This window comes from Halorubrum sp. Ea1 (assembly GCF_002252965.1).
In the GTDB taxonomy this organism is placed as follows: domain Archaea; phylum Halobacteriota; class Halobacteria; order Halobacteriales; family Haloferacaceae; genus Halorubrum.
Genome location: NZ_NHPG01000088.1, coordinates 38832 through 53199, shown reverse-complemented (window position 1 = coordinate 53199; position 14368 = coordinate 38832). Strand labels below are relative to the sequence as shown.

Below are 14368 nucleotides of genomic sequence, written 5' to 3'. Positions count from 1 at the left end.
CCTCGACCACCTCGATGAGACGATGTTCACGTCCTACTCCCGGGAGGACATGGTCGCCGCGTCCCGGGAGATCGAGGACCGCGCGTGGCGCGTCGGCGACGGCGAGCTCCACGCCGGGTTCCAGACCCTCGACGTCCTCACCGGCGAGGCGGACACGTACGACCTCTTAGGCGAGAAGGAGCGGCTCAGCGTCCACGCGTACGCCGCGAACGAGGGCGACCCGCCGGACGTCGAACACTACACGGTCCACGTCGGGGAGACCGCCGAGATCCGCGAGACGTGGTTCGTCGCGTACGACGGCGGCGGCTACGACGACGCGAAGTGCGCGCTGCTCGCCGAGGAGCGCGCGCCCGGCGAGTTCTTCGGCTTCTGGAGCTACGACCCCGAGACGGTCGATTACATCATCGACTACCTGGCGGAGCGGTACGGGGGATCGGAGCAGACGGACGACGGCGGAGCGACGGTGTGACCGGCCGCCCCTCGGAGGCGACGGTCTGGCTGTCGGCCGCGACGCTCGTCGCGACGGTCGCGACCGCGGGGAGCCTCTGGTTGAGCCTCGGGCTCGGGCTCGCGCCCTGCGACCTGTGTTGGTACCAGCGGATCCTCATGTACCCGCTCGTCGCGGTGCTCGGCGTCGCGACGGTCGAGGCACGGCCGGCGGTCTCGCGAACCGCGCTCCCGCTCGTGGCTCCCGGACTGGCCCTCTCGGCGTACCACTCGCACCTCCAAGCGACGCAGGGACAGTGCACGCTCGACGGTCCGTGCGCGACCGTTCAGTGGCAGAGCCCGTCCCTCGGACTCACGATCCCGAACCTCTCGCTCGTCGCGTTCGTACTGCTCGCGGTCCTGCTCGTCGGGATGCGGCTACGCGTCGAATAAGAGCGGAGCGGCGAACGCCGCGCGACGGTGTCTTCAGTCCTTCCGCTTGACCACGTCGCCGAGCGTCATCGTCCCCGAGTCGCCGCCGTCCCAGTCGGCGTCCTCGACGGACTCGCCCTCGACGAGCGAGATGTCGAGCGCCCGCTCCAGCTTCCGCTGGACCTCGTCGGTCGGGAGGGTGTCGCCGCGTTCGAGCTTGCGGATGAGGCTGGCCTTCTCGTTGAGCTGGTCGGCCAGCTCCTCTTGGCTGAGCCCGCGGGACTCGCGGGCGTTCCGGATCTGATCGTCGTAGTCGGTGGCGATCTCGTCCATGTCGTCGAACATGTCGCGCGGCCGCGTCGAGCCGCCCGAGGAGCCGCCGGACCCCGAGGCGCCGGACGACGAGCCTGAGGCGGACGACTTCCCGGTGCTTGAGCTCGTGGAGTACTTGCTGCCACCGGAGCCGGTGGACTCGTCGCGGACCTCTGTGCCGAAGTCCGTACACGAGCTACACAGCTCCAGTTCGGCGCCTTCGACCTTCGTCGTCGTCAGCGAGGCTTGGTCGGCGCCGCACATCTCACACTGGGGCATACGCGACGCTAACGCTCCCGGTGGTATAAAGGGTGCGCCGGGGCGCCGCGGCGGAACCGATCGACCGCGTCCGCGGCCGTTCGCCCCGCGACGAGTCGTGCCGCGTCCGGTACCGACTTGTCGCCGCGCCCGGCAGAGGTGGTATGGACGTCCACGTCACCAACTCGACCGTGCGGGGGACGACCCGCGCGCCGCCCTCGAAGAGCTACACGCACCGCGCGCTGCTCGCCGCCGGGTACAGCGACGGCGCGACCGTGCGGTCCCCGCTCGTCTCCGCTGACACGCGGGCGACCGCCCGCGCCGTGACCGCCTTCGGCGGCGCGGTCGGGCCGGAGTCCGGGAGCGACGTCGCCGACGCCGACACCGACGCGCTCGTCCCCGACGGCGCCGAGTCCCTCTCAGTCGACGGCTTCGACGGCCGGCCGGCGGTCCCCGACGACGTGATCGACTGCGCGAACTCCGGGACGACGATGCGGCTGGTCACGGCCGCGGCCGCGCTCGCCGACGGCGCGACGGTGCTGACGGGGGACGGGTCGCTCCGGTCGCGCCCGCAGGGGCCGCTCCTGACGGCCCTCACGGACCTCGGCGTCCGCGCGGAGTCGACCCGGGGTAACGGCCAGGCGCCGCTGGTTATCTCCGGGCCCCTCGCGGGCGGCGAGGTGGCGATCCCGGGCGACGTCTCCTCGCAGTACGTCACCGCGCTGCTGATGGCCGGCGCGGTCACCGACCGGGGGATCGAGATCGATCTGACGACCGACCTCAAGTCGGCGCCGTACGTCGACATCACGCTCGAACTGCTCGACGACTTCGGCGTCGAGGCGACCCCCGTGGGGGCCGACGGGGAGGCGCTCGACGGCGCCGCCGGCGCGGCGGGGTTCGTCGCCGAGGGCGGCCAGTCGTACGCGCCCGCCGGCGGGAGCTACGCCGTCCCCGGCGACTTCTCGTCCATCTCGTACCTCGTCGCGGCCGGGGCGGTCGCGGCCGGCTCCGGCGAGTCCGTCCGGATCGAGGGCGCTCGCCCGAGCGCGCAGGGTGACTCCGCGATCGTCGACATCGCGGAGCGCATGGGCGTCGACGTCGAGTGGGACCGCGACGAGGGGGTCATTTCCGTCCGACGTTCGGACCTCTCGGGCGTCGAGGTCGACGTGGGCGACACGCCCGACCTCCTCCCCACCATCGCCGCGCTCGGCGCGGTCGCCGACGGCGACACCCGGATCACGAACTGCGAGCACGTCCGGTACAAGGAGACCGACCGCGTCGCCGCGATGGCCGAGGAGCTGACGAAGATGGGCGCCGAGACGACCGAGGAGCCGGACGTCCTGACGATCCACGGGTCCGAGAGCGACCTGCGGGGGGCGACCGTCGACGGCCGCGCCGACCACCGGATCGTGATGTCGCTCGCCGTGGCCGCGCTCGCCGCCGAGGGCACCACGACGATCCGCGGCGGCGAGCACGTCGACGTCTCGTTCCCGGACTTCTTCGACGCGATGGCCGACCTCGGGATGGCCGTCGAGCGCGAGGGTACGGGCGAGTAGACGCGATATATAAACACCGCTAGACGGAAGCGGCGATTATTTATAAACGAACGGCGGTGCAGTGGCGCGTGCCTGCGAGGTCGCTTCGCGGCCGAGCAGCACGCGCGAGGGAGTCGCGAACGAAGTGAGCGACGAGGCTGGGGAGGTGTGAGGCTGCGGTGCGGTTGCGGGTGGATGGGACTCAAAGGGGCAGTCGCGAGGACGAAGACGGGCGATGCAAGCACCGCAGGGAGCGAGTGAAACGAGCGACTGAGGAGCGCAGCGAGCCCATCGAGTCCTCGCGACTGGGGCTTTGGAGGTGTTCACCGCCGATTCGCGGTCAACCATTTCCAACCGAGCGACTGGGGCTTTGACGTCATTCGCCGAGATAGCGACAGTCACTCTGATTGTCTATTTTCCGCGATCTGACTCCCACGAGTCCCCTTCGTAAGACCGACGAGTACACAAACGCGCCGCGCCCACGACCCGGTATGGACGACATCGACGTCGAACCCGTGGATCGCGTCGAGGAGCCCGAGAGCGACGAGGACGCCGCGGGCGACGGCGAGCACGGAGCCGGCGGTCACGAGACCGACGCCACCGACGCCGACCTACCGGCCGAGACGGACGCCGCCACGGACCTCCCCGAGGGCGTCGACGCCCCCGAGTACGTCCTCTACGGCGGGAAGGGCGGGGTCGGGAAGACCACGATGGCGGCCGCGACGGGGCTCTCCTCGGCCGCGGGCGGCGTCCGCACGCTCGTCGTCTCGACGGACCCGGCGCACTCCCTCTCGGACACCTACGAGACGGACATCCCGGCGGAGCCGACGCGCATCCGCGAGGACATGCCGCTGTTCGCCGCCGAGATCGACCCCGACGACGCGATGGACGAGGGGATGTTCGGCGCGGACGGCGACCCCCTCGGCGGGATGGGCGAGATGGGCGACGCGATGGGCGGGATGGGCGGCATGGGCGGCGCCGACCCGGACGGCGACCCCGACGGCGAGGAAGGAATCGGCTCGCTGCTCGGCGGGACGATGCCCGGCGCCGACGAGGCGGCCGCGATGCGCCAGCTGCTGGAGTACCTCGACGACCCGCGGTTCGACCGGGTGATCGTCGACACCGCGCCGACCGGGCACACCCTCCGGCTCCTCCAACTGCCCGAGATCATGGACTCGATGATCGGCCGCGTGATGAAGCTCCGCAACCGCTTCTCGGGGATGATGGACGGGCTCAAGGGGATGTTCGGCGCCGGGGACGACGAGGCGGACCCGACCGCCGACCTCGACGAGCTGCAGGAGCGCATCGAGCGCCTCCGGGCCGTGCTGCGGGACCCCGCACAGACCGACTTCCGCGTCGTGACGATCCCCGAGGAGATGAGCGTCGTCGAGTCGGAGCGCCTGGTCGCCCGCCTCGACGAGTTCGGGATTCCGGTGAACACGCTGGTCGTCAATCGCGTGATGGAGGGCGTCGGGGACGTGGCCGACGTCGACCCCGCGTGGATCGTCGAGCCTAACCCGGACACCTGCGAGTTCTGCGCGCGGCGGTGGGAGGTCCAGCAGTCCGCGCTCCGACGCGCCACGGACCTGTTCCGCGGCCGCGACGTGAAGCGCGTGCCGCTGCTCGCGAACGAGGTCCGCGGCGAGGCCGCGCTGCGGGTCGTGGCGGCGTGTCTGCGCTAGGACCGTTCGTCTAACGCCCCGTACAGCCCCTCCCGGACCCGCTCCGCGACGCCCGTGAGGTGCGCCTGTCCGAACGTCGCCACGACCAAGGCCCCCACGGAGTTGTACATCAGGTCGAGCACGGTGTCGTCGAGCCCGAACTGGGCCAGCGGCATCGAGACCCCCGTCTCGTCGGCGACGATGTCGAGCGCGAACTCGAACAGCTCCCAGACGACGCCGAACGCCAGGACGACGACGAGGATGAAGACGAACGCGAACCGCGAGGGGATGGATATCTCGTCGCTGTGGAGGTCGATGGCCCGCAGCGTCGTGTACCCCGCGCCGGCGATCAGCGACGCCGAGAGCGCGTGGGTGAGGTGGTCCCACCACGGGATCTGTGCGTAGAACCACGCCGACCCGAGCGTGTGGAGTAACACCGCCGACGTGATCCACACGCCGAGCCACGGGTCCAGCGGGATGTCGTAGTTGCGTTCCAAAAGCGCCGGCACGAAGGTAACGAAGAGGCCGAGGCCGCCGTTGGTGATCGCCTTCGGTTGGCCGAAGACCACGCCGTACACCACGATGGCGGCGAGGAGGACCTGCATCCCCCTCGTGAGCCGGCGCTGGGTCCGTAGCGACGGGCGGGCGCGGAAGGCCCCGCGGACGCTCATCGGCGCACCACCCATCGGATGGCGCGACGCAGCCGCGCCCCGCGGCGCCGGAAGTAGGCGTCGAAGATGACCCCGGCGGCGGCGCCGGCCAGCGTCACGTACATCCACTCGATCATCAGCGCCTCGTTGGTCGTCAGGAACTCCGTGCCGAGCAGTCTGTCGGCGTTCCACCGGAGCACCGTCCACGCGGCCGCCGTCGCCATCGTCGCCAGCACGACGAACACGATCGCGAACCAGTGCGTGACCCGCAGCGTGGTGAACATCTGGAGTTCGACCGTGACGATCAGCGCGAACGCGGCGATCGCGAGGTACGTCGCGAACGTCCCGAGTTCACCCCCGAAGAGCGTGCGTACGAGCACCGGCAACAGCGCGAGTCCGAGGACCTCCCACGGGGGAATCACCCGCGGGTCCCGTGCCGCGACCGCCGGCGCGACCACGACGGCGGCGATGGCGGCGACGAGGACCATCGGAAGGAGGTCGGCCCCGAGCAGGCTCTCGACGAAGGCGCCGACGAGCACGGCCACCATCGACCACGCGACGATGGCGTTCGTCCGGCCGCTCTGAAACAGCCGCGCCAACCGGTCTTCGATGGCGTCCCCCTCCGGGCCGTCCGGTTCGTCGTCGGTCGGGTCTTCGGACTCCGCCTCGGCACGTTCGGACCCCGCCTCGGCACGTTCGGACTCCTCCCCGGCCCCCTCGAACTCCGTCCCGGTGTCCCCGTCCGCGGGGTCCGCCGGGGATCGGTCGGTGTCCATACCGCTCTTCAGGCGTGCCCCCACTAATATAGGTTGGCTCCGGGTCGCAGACCGACCGTCGCCGCGGCCCGGTCCGGCCGTCACTGCACCGGGGCGAACGGAGGCGCTCGCGGTGACGTGAACGGACGCGCTTTTACCCGCCACGCGCCTCCGTTCGATATGAACTGTCGGCGGTGTGGCACTCCACTTCGCAAGCCCGGTGACTACTGTCTCACCTGCAACACCGCCAACGCCGACGCCGTCGTCGCCGAGTTCGCCGAGGACCGCGCGCGCCTGACGATGCTCGATGAGGACGAGGTCATCGGCGAGACCACGGTGACGACCCGCCCGGAGAGCGACGAGCAGCTCACCGAGATCCAGCTCCGCAACTTCGCCGGTCGGGTCGCCGACGAGATCCGCCGCAAGCGCCCCGACACCGTCTACGCGGCCGGGGCGCGCGAACCCCTCCGTGAGACGCGCGCGCAGGTCCACCACGAGTTCTACCGCGTCCCGGACGCGCGGACCGACGCGGGCGACGACCCGGACGCGACTCGCGGTCTCGACGTGAGCCCGGTCGTCTCGTGGGTGCTCGACCGGCGCGGCGACCGCGCGCTTGAGGTGGTCGAGACCCCGCCGCGCGAGAAGATCGGCGGCTCCCACTCGACGCTGATCGGCGACCGCAAGGGGCGGAAGGCGGTGAGCACGGTCGCGCAACACCCCCACGTCAAGAAGATCGTCCCGGGTCCCATCGACGCCGGGGGCACCGGCTCGCGGACCGGCCTCCGCGCGAAGGCGACGCGCGCCGGCACCAACGGGAACGTCCGGCTGCTCCTCCGCGACGGCTCCAGCGTGCAGGAGAACCGGATCGTCACCACCGCGATGGACCGCGAGACCGGCGAGCGCGTCCGCGAGGACCTCAACGAGGCGCTGCGGGAGGCCGAGCTCCAAGACGAGTGAGCGTCACCGACCGGAGCGCCGCGGACGCCGCTTCCGACCGCTCCTCACTCCCGGTAGGTATTTCAGCCGCGGGCCGCGATCGCTTATAAATGCTGAGCGACGTCATGGAGGACTACCTGAAGGCGATCTACGTCCTCCAGTCCGAGCAGGGGCCGCCCGTCTCGACGTCCGCGATCGCGGAGTACCTCGACAAGACCTCCCCGTCGGTGACGGACATGCTGGGGAAGCTGGAGGACCGCGGGCTCGTCGAGCGCGAGCCGTATCAGGGCGCGGAGCTCACGGCGGAGGGGGAGGCCGTCGCGCTGGAGGTCGTCCGCCACCACCGGCTGCTGGAGGCGTTCCTCGCCGACCGACTCGACTACGACTGGAGCGAGGTCCACGACGAGGCCGACGCCCTGGAACACCACATCTCCGAGGAGTTCGAGCGCCGCGTCGCCGAGGCGCTCGGCGACCCCGCCGTCGACCCCCACGGCGACCCCATTCCCGGAGCCGATTTGGAGCCGGTCGACGAGGGGAGCGGGCCGCGGCTCTCAGACCGCGCCGAGGGGGACCGGGTCGTCGTCGCTCGCGTCTCCGACCGCGACGAGGACGAACTCGACTACCTCGCCGACGCCGGGATCACGCCCGGGACCGAGGTCGAGGTCGTCGACGTCGCCCCCTTCGGGATGGTGACCGTGCGGACGCCGACCGGCGAGCAGAGCCTGCCGGCGGCGATCGCCCGGTCGATCCGCGTCGACGACGCGGACTGAGCCGCGAGCGCGGCGCCGACCGCGGCGCCGATCGCGGCTTGTCGGTCGCATCGCTCACCACACCCGTCCGTCGACCGTCGCGCTCGACACATCCGCTCGTCGACCGTCGCGCTCGACACATCCGCTCGTCGACCGTCGCGCTCGACACATCCGCCCGTCGGTGTCGGTTTTCCGACGCTGACGCTCATCGCTCCTTCGCGGACTTTTTCACGAAACCGACCGTTCCGAGCGGTGTGAACCTCCTCGTGACGCTCGCCGCGGGGGTCGTCTTCGGCCTCGCGCTCGCGGCCCCGCCCGGTCCGATGAACGCCGTCATCGCCGAGGAGTCGGTGCTGCGCGGTCGGGCCGCCGGCTTCCGGGCCGGGCTCGGCGCGGCGACCGCCGACGCGATCTTCTTCGTCCTCGCGTACCTCGGCGTCGTCGCCGTCGTCGACGCGCTCCCGCTGCTCCGCGCCGCGATGGTCGCCGCCGGCGGCGTCCTGATGCTGTACTTCGCCGTCGGCGCGGCCCGAGGCGCGCGCGCGTCATTCCGCCCGACCTCGGGCGACGAACCGGCGATCGAGGCGGGCAAGGGGTTCCGGAAGGCGCTGGTACTCGCGCTCACGAACCCGTACCAGGTGCTGTTCTGGCTCACCGTCGGCGTCGGCCTGCTGCGCCCCGGCGAACTCGACGTGCTGGCCCGACTCCCGGTCGTCGGCGCGGACCTCGCCGGCGCCTTCGTCGTCACTACCGGCTCCCCCGCGCTCATCGGCGGCTTCTTTCTGGGCATCCTGATCTGGATCACCGGCTTCCCCGCGGGGCTCGTCGCCGCCGAGAACCGGGCCGAGACGTTCGCGCCCCTCGTCGCGGTGGCCTCGGCGGTCGTGCTCGCCGGGTTCGGCGTCTTCTTCCTCTACGACGCGGCGACGACGCTCTCGGCGCTCGCCGCGTAGGCGGCCGCGCGGAGAGCGGGCGTCGCTCCCGACCGACATGGACAACGGCTTTGACCCGCGGGCGCGACCGACCGGTATGTTCGACAAGTCCACGTGGATCAAGCTCCCGCGCAACGTGCTCGTCGGTCACGACGTGATCGACGACCTCGGCGCCGCGGTCGGCGAGCTGTACCTCACGGGGCGGCCGCTCATCGTCACGAGCCCGACGCCGAACGAGATCGCCGGCGACCGGGTGCGCGCGCAGTTCGACGACCCCGCCACCGCCGTCGTCGAGGACGCCTCCTTCGACGCGGTCGAGGAGCTGAAAGAGACCGCCGAATCGGCCGACCCCGGCTACCTGATCGCCCTAGGCGGCGGAAAGCCGATCGACATCGCGAAGATGGCCGCCGACCACCTCAACGTCGGCTTCGTCTCCGTCCCCACGGTCGCCTCCCACGACGGGATCGTCTCGGGGCGCTCCTCGATCCCCGAGGGCGACACGCGGCACTCGGTCGCCGCCGACCCGCCGCTCGCGGTCGTCGCGGACACGACGCTGCTCGCGAACGCCCCGTGGCGGCTCACCACCGCGGGCTGTGCCGACATCATCTCCAACTACACCGCCGTGAAGGACTGGCGGCTCGCCCGCCGGCTCCGCAACGTCGAGTACAGCGAGTACGCGGGCGCGCTCTCGGAGATGACCGCGGAGCTGCTCGTCGAGAACGCCGACATGATCCGTCCCGGCTTAGAGGAGTCCTCGTGGGTCGTCGTGAAGGCGCTCGTCTCCTCCGGGGTCGCGATGTCGATCGCGGGCTCTTCCCGACCCGCCTCCGGCGCGGAGCACCTCATCTCTCACCAGCTCGATCGGATCGCCCCCGGAAAGGCGCTCCACGGCCACCAGGTGGGCGTCGCCTCGGTCATGACGGAGTACCTCCACAGCGGCGAGAACGGGCGGTGGAGCGCGATCCGCGACGCGCTCGCCGAGCTCGACGCCCCGACGACCGCCGCCGAACTCGGCGTCGACGACGAGGAGCTGATCGCCGCGCTGACGACCGCCCACGAGATCCGCGACCGCTACACGATCCTCCAAGGCGGGATCAACGAGGAGGCCGCGATCGAGGTCGCGAGGGCGACCGGCGTCATCGAGCGGTGAATCGACGCCCGGCGCCAACGACCCGTGAGCGCCGACCGCCTGCGACTCGTCCCGTCCTCGAAAGCGAAATAACCGTTCCGCGACAACCGACTGTATGTCCACCGTCAGCGTTCGCGACCGGGCCAAGGGCCGGGCCGGCGCGATCACCGTGCTCCTCACCCTCGTCGGCTACGGCGCCGTCGGCGGCGTGTTCCTCGTCCCCGAGTTTCAGGCGCTGTTTCCGACGCTTTCCCGCGGTACCGTCGATCTGCTCGCACACGGCATCGCCGCCGTCAACACCGTCACGATCGTCACGCTCTCGCTCGGGTGGTACTGGATCCGCAACGACGAGGTAAAGAAGCACGCGGCGGCGATGACGACCTCCTTCGCCCTCATCCTCGTGTTCCTCGGCATGTACCTCCCAAAGGTCGCGGGCGGCGGGACGAAGGAGTTCGTCTTGGACTCCGCGTACGCGTGGGTCCCGCTGTGGGAGTGGGTGTACCCGGCGTACCTGATCATGCTCGCGATCCACATCCTCCTCTCCGTCGTCTCCGTCCCCGTCGTCCTCTACGCGATCGTCCTCGGGCTCACCCACACGGAACGGGAGCTCCGGAACGAGACGCCCCACCGCCGCGTCGGCCGGATCGCCGCGAGCGCGTGGATCCTCTCGCTCGTGCTCGGCGTCGTCACCTACCTCCTCTTGAACCACCTGTACGACTCGACGTTCGCGGCCGCCGAGGCCGCGACGGCCCTGCTGCCGCTCGTGCCGGGGGTATAACCTCCGGCACCGGCCGCCGCCACCGAAACGCTTGAGCCGCCGCCGCCGCACCCACGCCCATGACCGACTGGATCGGCGACACGTTCACGAGCGACGCCGGCTGGCGCCACCTCGAAGCCCTCGTCGACCTCGACCACCGCATGGCGGGCACCGACGGCGAGCGCGAGGGACTGGAGCTGACGCGCGACGCGCTGGCCGCGGCCGGCGCGCGGAACGCCCGGATCGAGGCGTTCGAGATACAGGGCTGGGAGCGCGGAGACAGCGCGATCCGACGCGGCGATGACCCCGTCGCGAGCGGAATGAACGCCTGCATCGCGCTCCCGCGAAGCCCGAGCGGCGAGGCGATCGGGGAGTTCGTCGACCTCGGTTACGGCGTCCCCGAGGACTTCGAGGGCGACCTCGACGGGACGGTCGTGATGGTCTCGTCGGACACCCCCGACTCCGTCGACCGGTTCATCCACCGCCGCGAGAAGTACTACCACGCCGTCGAGGCCGGCGCCGCCGCGTTCGTCTTCGCGAACCACGTCGAGGGGACGCTTCCGCCGACCGGCAGCGTCGGGACCGCTGACGCGCCGGTGGGCGACATTCCCGCGGTGGGCGTCTCGAAGGAGGCCGGCTCGCGGCTCGCCCGCCGCAACGAGGGCGACGACCTCACCGTCGCCGTCGACTGCGAGACGCCCGACGCGACGAGCGGGAACGCGGTCGCCGAACTCGGGCCCGACACCGACGAGTACCTCGTCGTCTCCTCGCACGTCGACGCGCACGACATCTCGCAGGGCGCGATGGACAACGGCGCCGGAACTGCGACGATCGTCGAGGTCGCGAACGCCCTCGCCGCCCGCGAGGACGAGCTCGACCGGCGGGTCCGGTTCGTCGCCTTCGGCGCCGAGGAGGTCGGGCTCGTGGGCTCATCGCTGTTCGCCGAGGAGGTCGACCCCGACCGGGTCGCGGCGGTCGTCAACGTCGACAGCAACGTGTTCGGCCGCACCCTGAAGCTCGAACACCACGGCTTCGACACGCTCGAGACGGCGGCCGAGCGCGTCGGCGACCGCTTCGACCACCCGGTGTCGCTCGGCGGGGAGCTGGTCCCGCACAGCGACCACTGGCCGTTCGTCGAGCGGGGGATCCCGGGATACATGGTCTCCGGCGAGACGGAGGGTCGCGGCCGCGGCTGGGGGCACACCGGCGCGGACACGCTCGACAAGCTGGAGCCGCGGAACCTCCGCGAGCAGGCGATCCTGTTGACCGAGCTCGTCGCGGAGCTCGCCGACGCGTCGGTGACGACCGAGCGGCGGGACCGCGAAGAGATCGCGGCCGCCCTCGAACGCGAGGGGAAGGCGACCGGGATGAAGATCACAGGCGACTGGCCGTTCTGAGGGCGACCGCCGTCGCGAACCGAGGGGTTTTCACGCGCGCCGGCCGCATCCCTCGCGTATGCACTCGTCGGAACGGCGCGTCGCGGTCGTCGGCGACGACCGGGCGGCGGCGCTCCGGCAGGCCCTCGGGGGCCTCCCGTATCGATCCGTCGAACGGTCCGCCGCGGACGCGGTCGTCGCGGTCGGCGACGAGGCCCTCCGCGACGTCCTCGTCGACGCGCCGGACGCGCCGGTGATCCCAGTCGGCTCGCGGCGGCTCGCGGTCGATAGCGACGCCGCGGAGCGGCGCATGGGTGCCCTGCTCGACGCGGCCCTCTGCGGCGACGGCGACCGCTCCGGCGACGGCGACCGTCTCGCCGACGGCGATTTTCCCGCCGACGGCGACCGCCCCGCAGACGACGTCCGGCGCGTCACGCATCCGGTCCTCGCGGTCGACGCGGGGGACGGCGAGGCCCGGCGCGCCGCCTTCGACGTCGCGCTCGTCACCGCGGAGCCCGCTCGTATCTCCGAGTTCGCGATCGACTTCGCCGGTGGGACGCACGAGTCGTTCCGCGCCGACGGCGTCGTCGTCGCGACCCCCCTGGGAAGCGGCGGGTACGCCAGCGCCGCCGGCGGACCGATCGTGGAGCCCGGCGGCGGGCTCTCCGTCGCGTCCATCTCCCCGTTCAGCACCCGGACGGACGCGTGGGTCGCCGCCGGGCGGCTCTCGCTCTCCGTCGAACGCGAGGCCGAGTCGGTCGCGCTCGTCGTCGACGGCGAAGAGCGCGGGGACGTCGATCCCCATCGATCGGTCGCGATCGAGGCGACCGACTCGGTCGCGGTCGTGACGTTCGCGGGCGCGGGCCGAGCGCGTCGATCGGAAACACTCTAATAACTCGTGAACGGATGTGACGATATGGACCCACTGCAGTTCCTCGTTCCCCTCGGCTGGCTGTCCGCCGTCGGACCGGTGCTGCCGTACGCGATACTCGTGATGGCGGTGGCGAACCTCGCCACACGTCACGTCGCGTACCGACGACACGTCGAACAGGGAAACGCCGGTGACGACGTCGAACCGTACACGCCGCACGCGTTCACGAACATCGGACTGCTACTGCTGAGCTTCCTGTTCGTGCTCGACGCCCCCGTGAGCGGCGTGATCCTCTCGGTGCTCGTGATCACGATGCTGACCGCCGACCTCTTCGAGCTGGAGGCGCGGAACGTCGAGGCGCGCAACGACATGCCGATCGAGGCCCCGAAGAGCTCCATCGCCGCGTCGCTACTCGTCTTGGTGTTCGCCTCCTACTACGCCCTCTGGTTCCTCGTCGCGGGCGTCTGGAACCAGTTCGTCGTCGCGTAGCTCGGCGACGCCGGGAGCGACGTGTCCACGTCGTCACCGCCTGCGGTCGCCGCCTCGGTTCGCTCTTTTCTCGTCGCGGTTCCGTCCTCCTCATCGCCGTCTACGTCGTCGTCCACGTCGTCGCCGTCCACACAGTCGCCGTCCACGCCCTTTCGAGCCCCTCAGTTGAGCGCCGTCCGCTTAGCTGAGCGCCGCTCGCGGCTTTCCCGACGTGACCGCGTTCACGCACGCTCCGCCGTCTCTCCGGCCACGAAGCGGCACTGACGCGCCGACGAGTCGCTGATGGAGCTGCGACAGACTACGGTAAAACGAGATCAGGGGGCGAGAGCCGGCTCGAAGGGCGAAACGGCTCCGGATCAGTTCGCGGCGTCGGCGTCGTCGTCGTTGAGAACGTCGCGCAGTTCGCGGCTCGCCGGAATCAGCACCCAGAACGTGAGCGCGCCGAGGACCATCACCCAGAAGAACGCGTCGCCGGCGACGAGGCCGATCTCCCCGTAGACGCTATCAACGCCTTCGGCGGGATTGACCAGCTGCACGACGTCGTAGTACGTGGGCGTCCGGTACCATCCGCCGAAGGTGAGCCAGCCGAGGCCACCGAGCGCGAACAGGGCGAACCCCTTCATGAACTCGTCTGCCATTAGCTTACGATTCGCCGGAGTCGTCTTGAGACTTTCCCATCCCTTGGCCCCGGAACCGCGTCCCCAGCACGTACACCGCCGTCCCCCCGACGATGAACGCGATGCCCGTGATCGCCAGCGCGGCGACCAGCGTGTCGTCCGAGGGGTAGAGGCCGGCGCTGTTCAGGAGATAGACGACCGTCGTCCGGAAGAAGCTGATCTGGCGCGTCGCAGCGTCGACGAGCGTGAACCCGATCAGGTACGCGATCACGGCCGCGAGCGTCGAGAAGACGGTGACGGCCTTGTACATCCGGAACGGGACCACCACCTCGCGCCCGTCGGGCCCGATACGCGGGCCCGTCGGCTCGTCGCGAGGGTCCTCCTGCTCGTCGGCGGCGATGGGGTCGCCCGTCTCGTCGAACGCCTGTGCGTCGTCGCGGTCGGTTGGTGATGACATCGAAATAGTGGAAACAGGCGGAAACG

18 protein-coding genes are annotated in these 14368 nt (G+C 70.9%); 12 read left to right on the top strand and 6 right to left on the bottom strand.

The window, feature by feature from the left end; all coding sequences use genetic code 11:
• Window positions 1–469, top strand: a 469-nt coding sequence (locus DJ73_RS11045) for a DICT sensory domain-containing protein (protein WP_275542253.1), incomplete at its 5' end; no start/stop codon positions are given.
• Window positions 466–879: a disulfide bond formation protein B gene (locus DJ73_RS11040; protein ID WP_094557960.1), complete on the top strand. Its 414-nt coding sequence runs from the start codon at window positions 466–468 to the stop codon at window positions 877–879. The genes DJ73_RS11045 and DJ73_RS11040, both read left to right, overlap by 4 nt.
• 33 nt (window positions 880–912) lie before the next feature.
• Here DJ73_RS11040 and DJ73_RS11035 read toward each other — a convergent pair whose 3' ends face one another.
• Window positions 913–1449, bottom strand: coding sequence for a multiprotein bridging factor aMBF1 (locus DJ73_RS11035; protein WP_094524989.1), 537 nt, complete (start codon window positions 1447–1449; stop codon window positions 913–915).
• 143 nt (window positions 1450–1592) lie between these two features.
• On the opposite strand from DJ73_RS11035, the gene aroA reads away from it, so the two are divergent.
• Window positions 1593–2984: a 3-phosphoshikimate 1-carboxyvinyltransferase gene (gene aroA / locus DJ73_RS11030; protein ID WP_094524988.1), complete on the top strand. Its 1392-nt coding sequence runs from the start codon at window positions 1593–1595 to the stop codon at window positions 2982–2984.
• A 470-nt stretch (window positions 2985–3454) separates the two neighbouring features.
• A complete protein-coding gene (locus tag DJ73_RS11025; RefSeq protein ID WP_094557959.1) occupies window positions 3455–4645 on the top strand; it encodes a TRC40/GET3/ArsA family transport-energizing ATPase in 1191 nt (396 codons plus the stop codon).
• On the opposite strand, the gene DJ73_RS11020 is transcribed toward DJ73_RS11025, so the two are convergent.
• Window positions 4642–5295, bottom strand: coding sequence for a hypothetical protein (locus tag DJ73_RS11020; RefSeq protein WP_094524986.1), 654 nt, complete (start codon window positions 5293–5295; stop codon window positions 4642–4644). The genes DJ73_RS11025 and DJ73_RS11020 overlap by 4 nt on opposite strands.
• Window positions 5292–6050 carry a hypothetical protein gene (locus DJ73_RS11015; RefSeq protein ID WP_170938229.1) on the bottom strand — a complete coding sequence of 253 codons (759 nt, stop codon included), beginning with the start codon at window positions 6048–6050 and terminating at the stop codon, window positions 5292–5294. The genes DJ73_RS11020 and DJ73_RS11015 overlap by 4 nt, the downstream gene beginning before the upstream one ends.
• 159 nt (window positions 6051–6209) lie before the next feature.
• Between DJ73_RS11015 and DJ73_RS11010 the strand changes: the two genes are divergently transcribed.
• From DJ73_RS11010 to DJ73_RS10975, 8 genes are all read left to right on the top strand, one after another.
• On the top strand, window positions 6210–6986 hold the full coding sequence (locus tag DJ73_RS11010) for a DUF2103 domain-containing protein (RefSeq protein WP_094524985.1): 777 nt from the start codon (window positions 6210–6212) through the stop codon (window positions 6984–6986).
• A gap of 89 nt (window positions 6987–7075) precedes the next feature.
• Window positions 7076–7735, top strand: coding sequence for a metal-dependent transcriptional regulator (locus tag DJ73_RS11005; RefSeq protein ID WP_094524984.1), 660 nt, complete (start codon window positions 7076–7078; stop codon window positions 7733–7735).
• A 233-nt stretch (window positions 7736–7968) separates the two neighbouring features.
• A complete protein-coding gene (locus DJ73_RS11000) occupies window positions 7969–8667 on the top strand; it encodes a LysE family translocator (RefSeq protein WP_094526707.1) in 699 nt (232 codons plus the stop codon).
• A 76-nt stretch (window positions 8668–8743) separates the two neighbouring features.
• A complete protein-coding gene (locus DJ73_RS10995; RefSeq protein ID WP_094557958.1) occupies window positions 8744–9796 on the top strand; it encodes an NAD(P)-dependent glycerol-1-phosphate dehydrogenase in 1053 nt (350 codons plus the stop codon).
• A gap of 94 nt (window positions 9797–9890) precedes the next feature.
• A complete protein-coding gene (locus DJ73_RS10990; protein WP_094526705.1) occupies window positions 9891–10553 on the top strand; it encodes a DUF420 domain-containing protein in 663 nt (220 codons plus the stop codon).
• A gap of 59 nt (window positions 10554–10612) precedes the next feature.
• A complete protein-coding gene (locus DJ73_RS10985) occupies window positions 10613–11929 on the top strand; it encodes a M28 family peptidase (protein WP_094557957.1) in 1317 nt (438 codons plus the stop codon).
• Window positions 11930–11987: 58 nt separating this feature from the next.
• A complete protein-coding gene (locus DJ73_RS10980) occupies window positions 11988–12800 on the top strand; it encodes an NAD(+)/NADH kinase (RefSeq protein ID WP_094557956.1) in 813 nt (270 codons plus the stop codon).
• Between the two features lie 24 nt (window positions 12801–12824).
• Window positions 12825–13268: a hypothetical protein gene (locus tag DJ73_RS10975; RefSeq protein ID WP_094524603.1), complete on the top strand. Its 444-nt coding sequence runs from the start codon at window positions 12825–12827 to the stop codon at window positions 13266–13268.
• Here DJ73_RS10975 and DJ73_RS10970 read toward each other — a convergent pair.
• From DJ73_RS10970 to DJ73_RS10960, 3 genes are all read right to left on the bottom strand, one after another.
• Window positions 13214–13399 carry a hypothetical protein gene (locus DJ73_RS10970; RefSeq protein ID WP_141212947.1) on the bottom strand — a complete coding sequence of 62 codons (186 nt, stop codon included), beginning with the start codon at window positions 13397–13399 and terminating at the stop codon, window positions 13214–13216. The two genes, DJ73_RS10975 and DJ73_RS10970, sit on opposite strands and share 55 nt — an antisense overlap.
• A gap of 225 nt (window positions 13400–13624) precedes the next feature.
• On the bottom strand, window positions 13625–13906 hold the full coding sequence (locus DJ73_RS10965) for a hypothetical protein (protein WP_094524604.1): 282 nt from the start codon (window positions 13904–13906) through the stop codon (window positions 13625–13627).
• A 4-nt stretch (window positions 13907–13910) separates the two neighbouring features.
• Window positions 13911–14342: a hypothetical protein gene (locus tag DJ73_RS10960; protein WP_094524605.1), complete on the bottom strand. Its 432-nt coding sequence runs from the start codon at window positions 14340–14342 to the stop codon at window positions 13911–13913.
• Window positions 14343–14368: the final 26 nt, after the last annotated feature.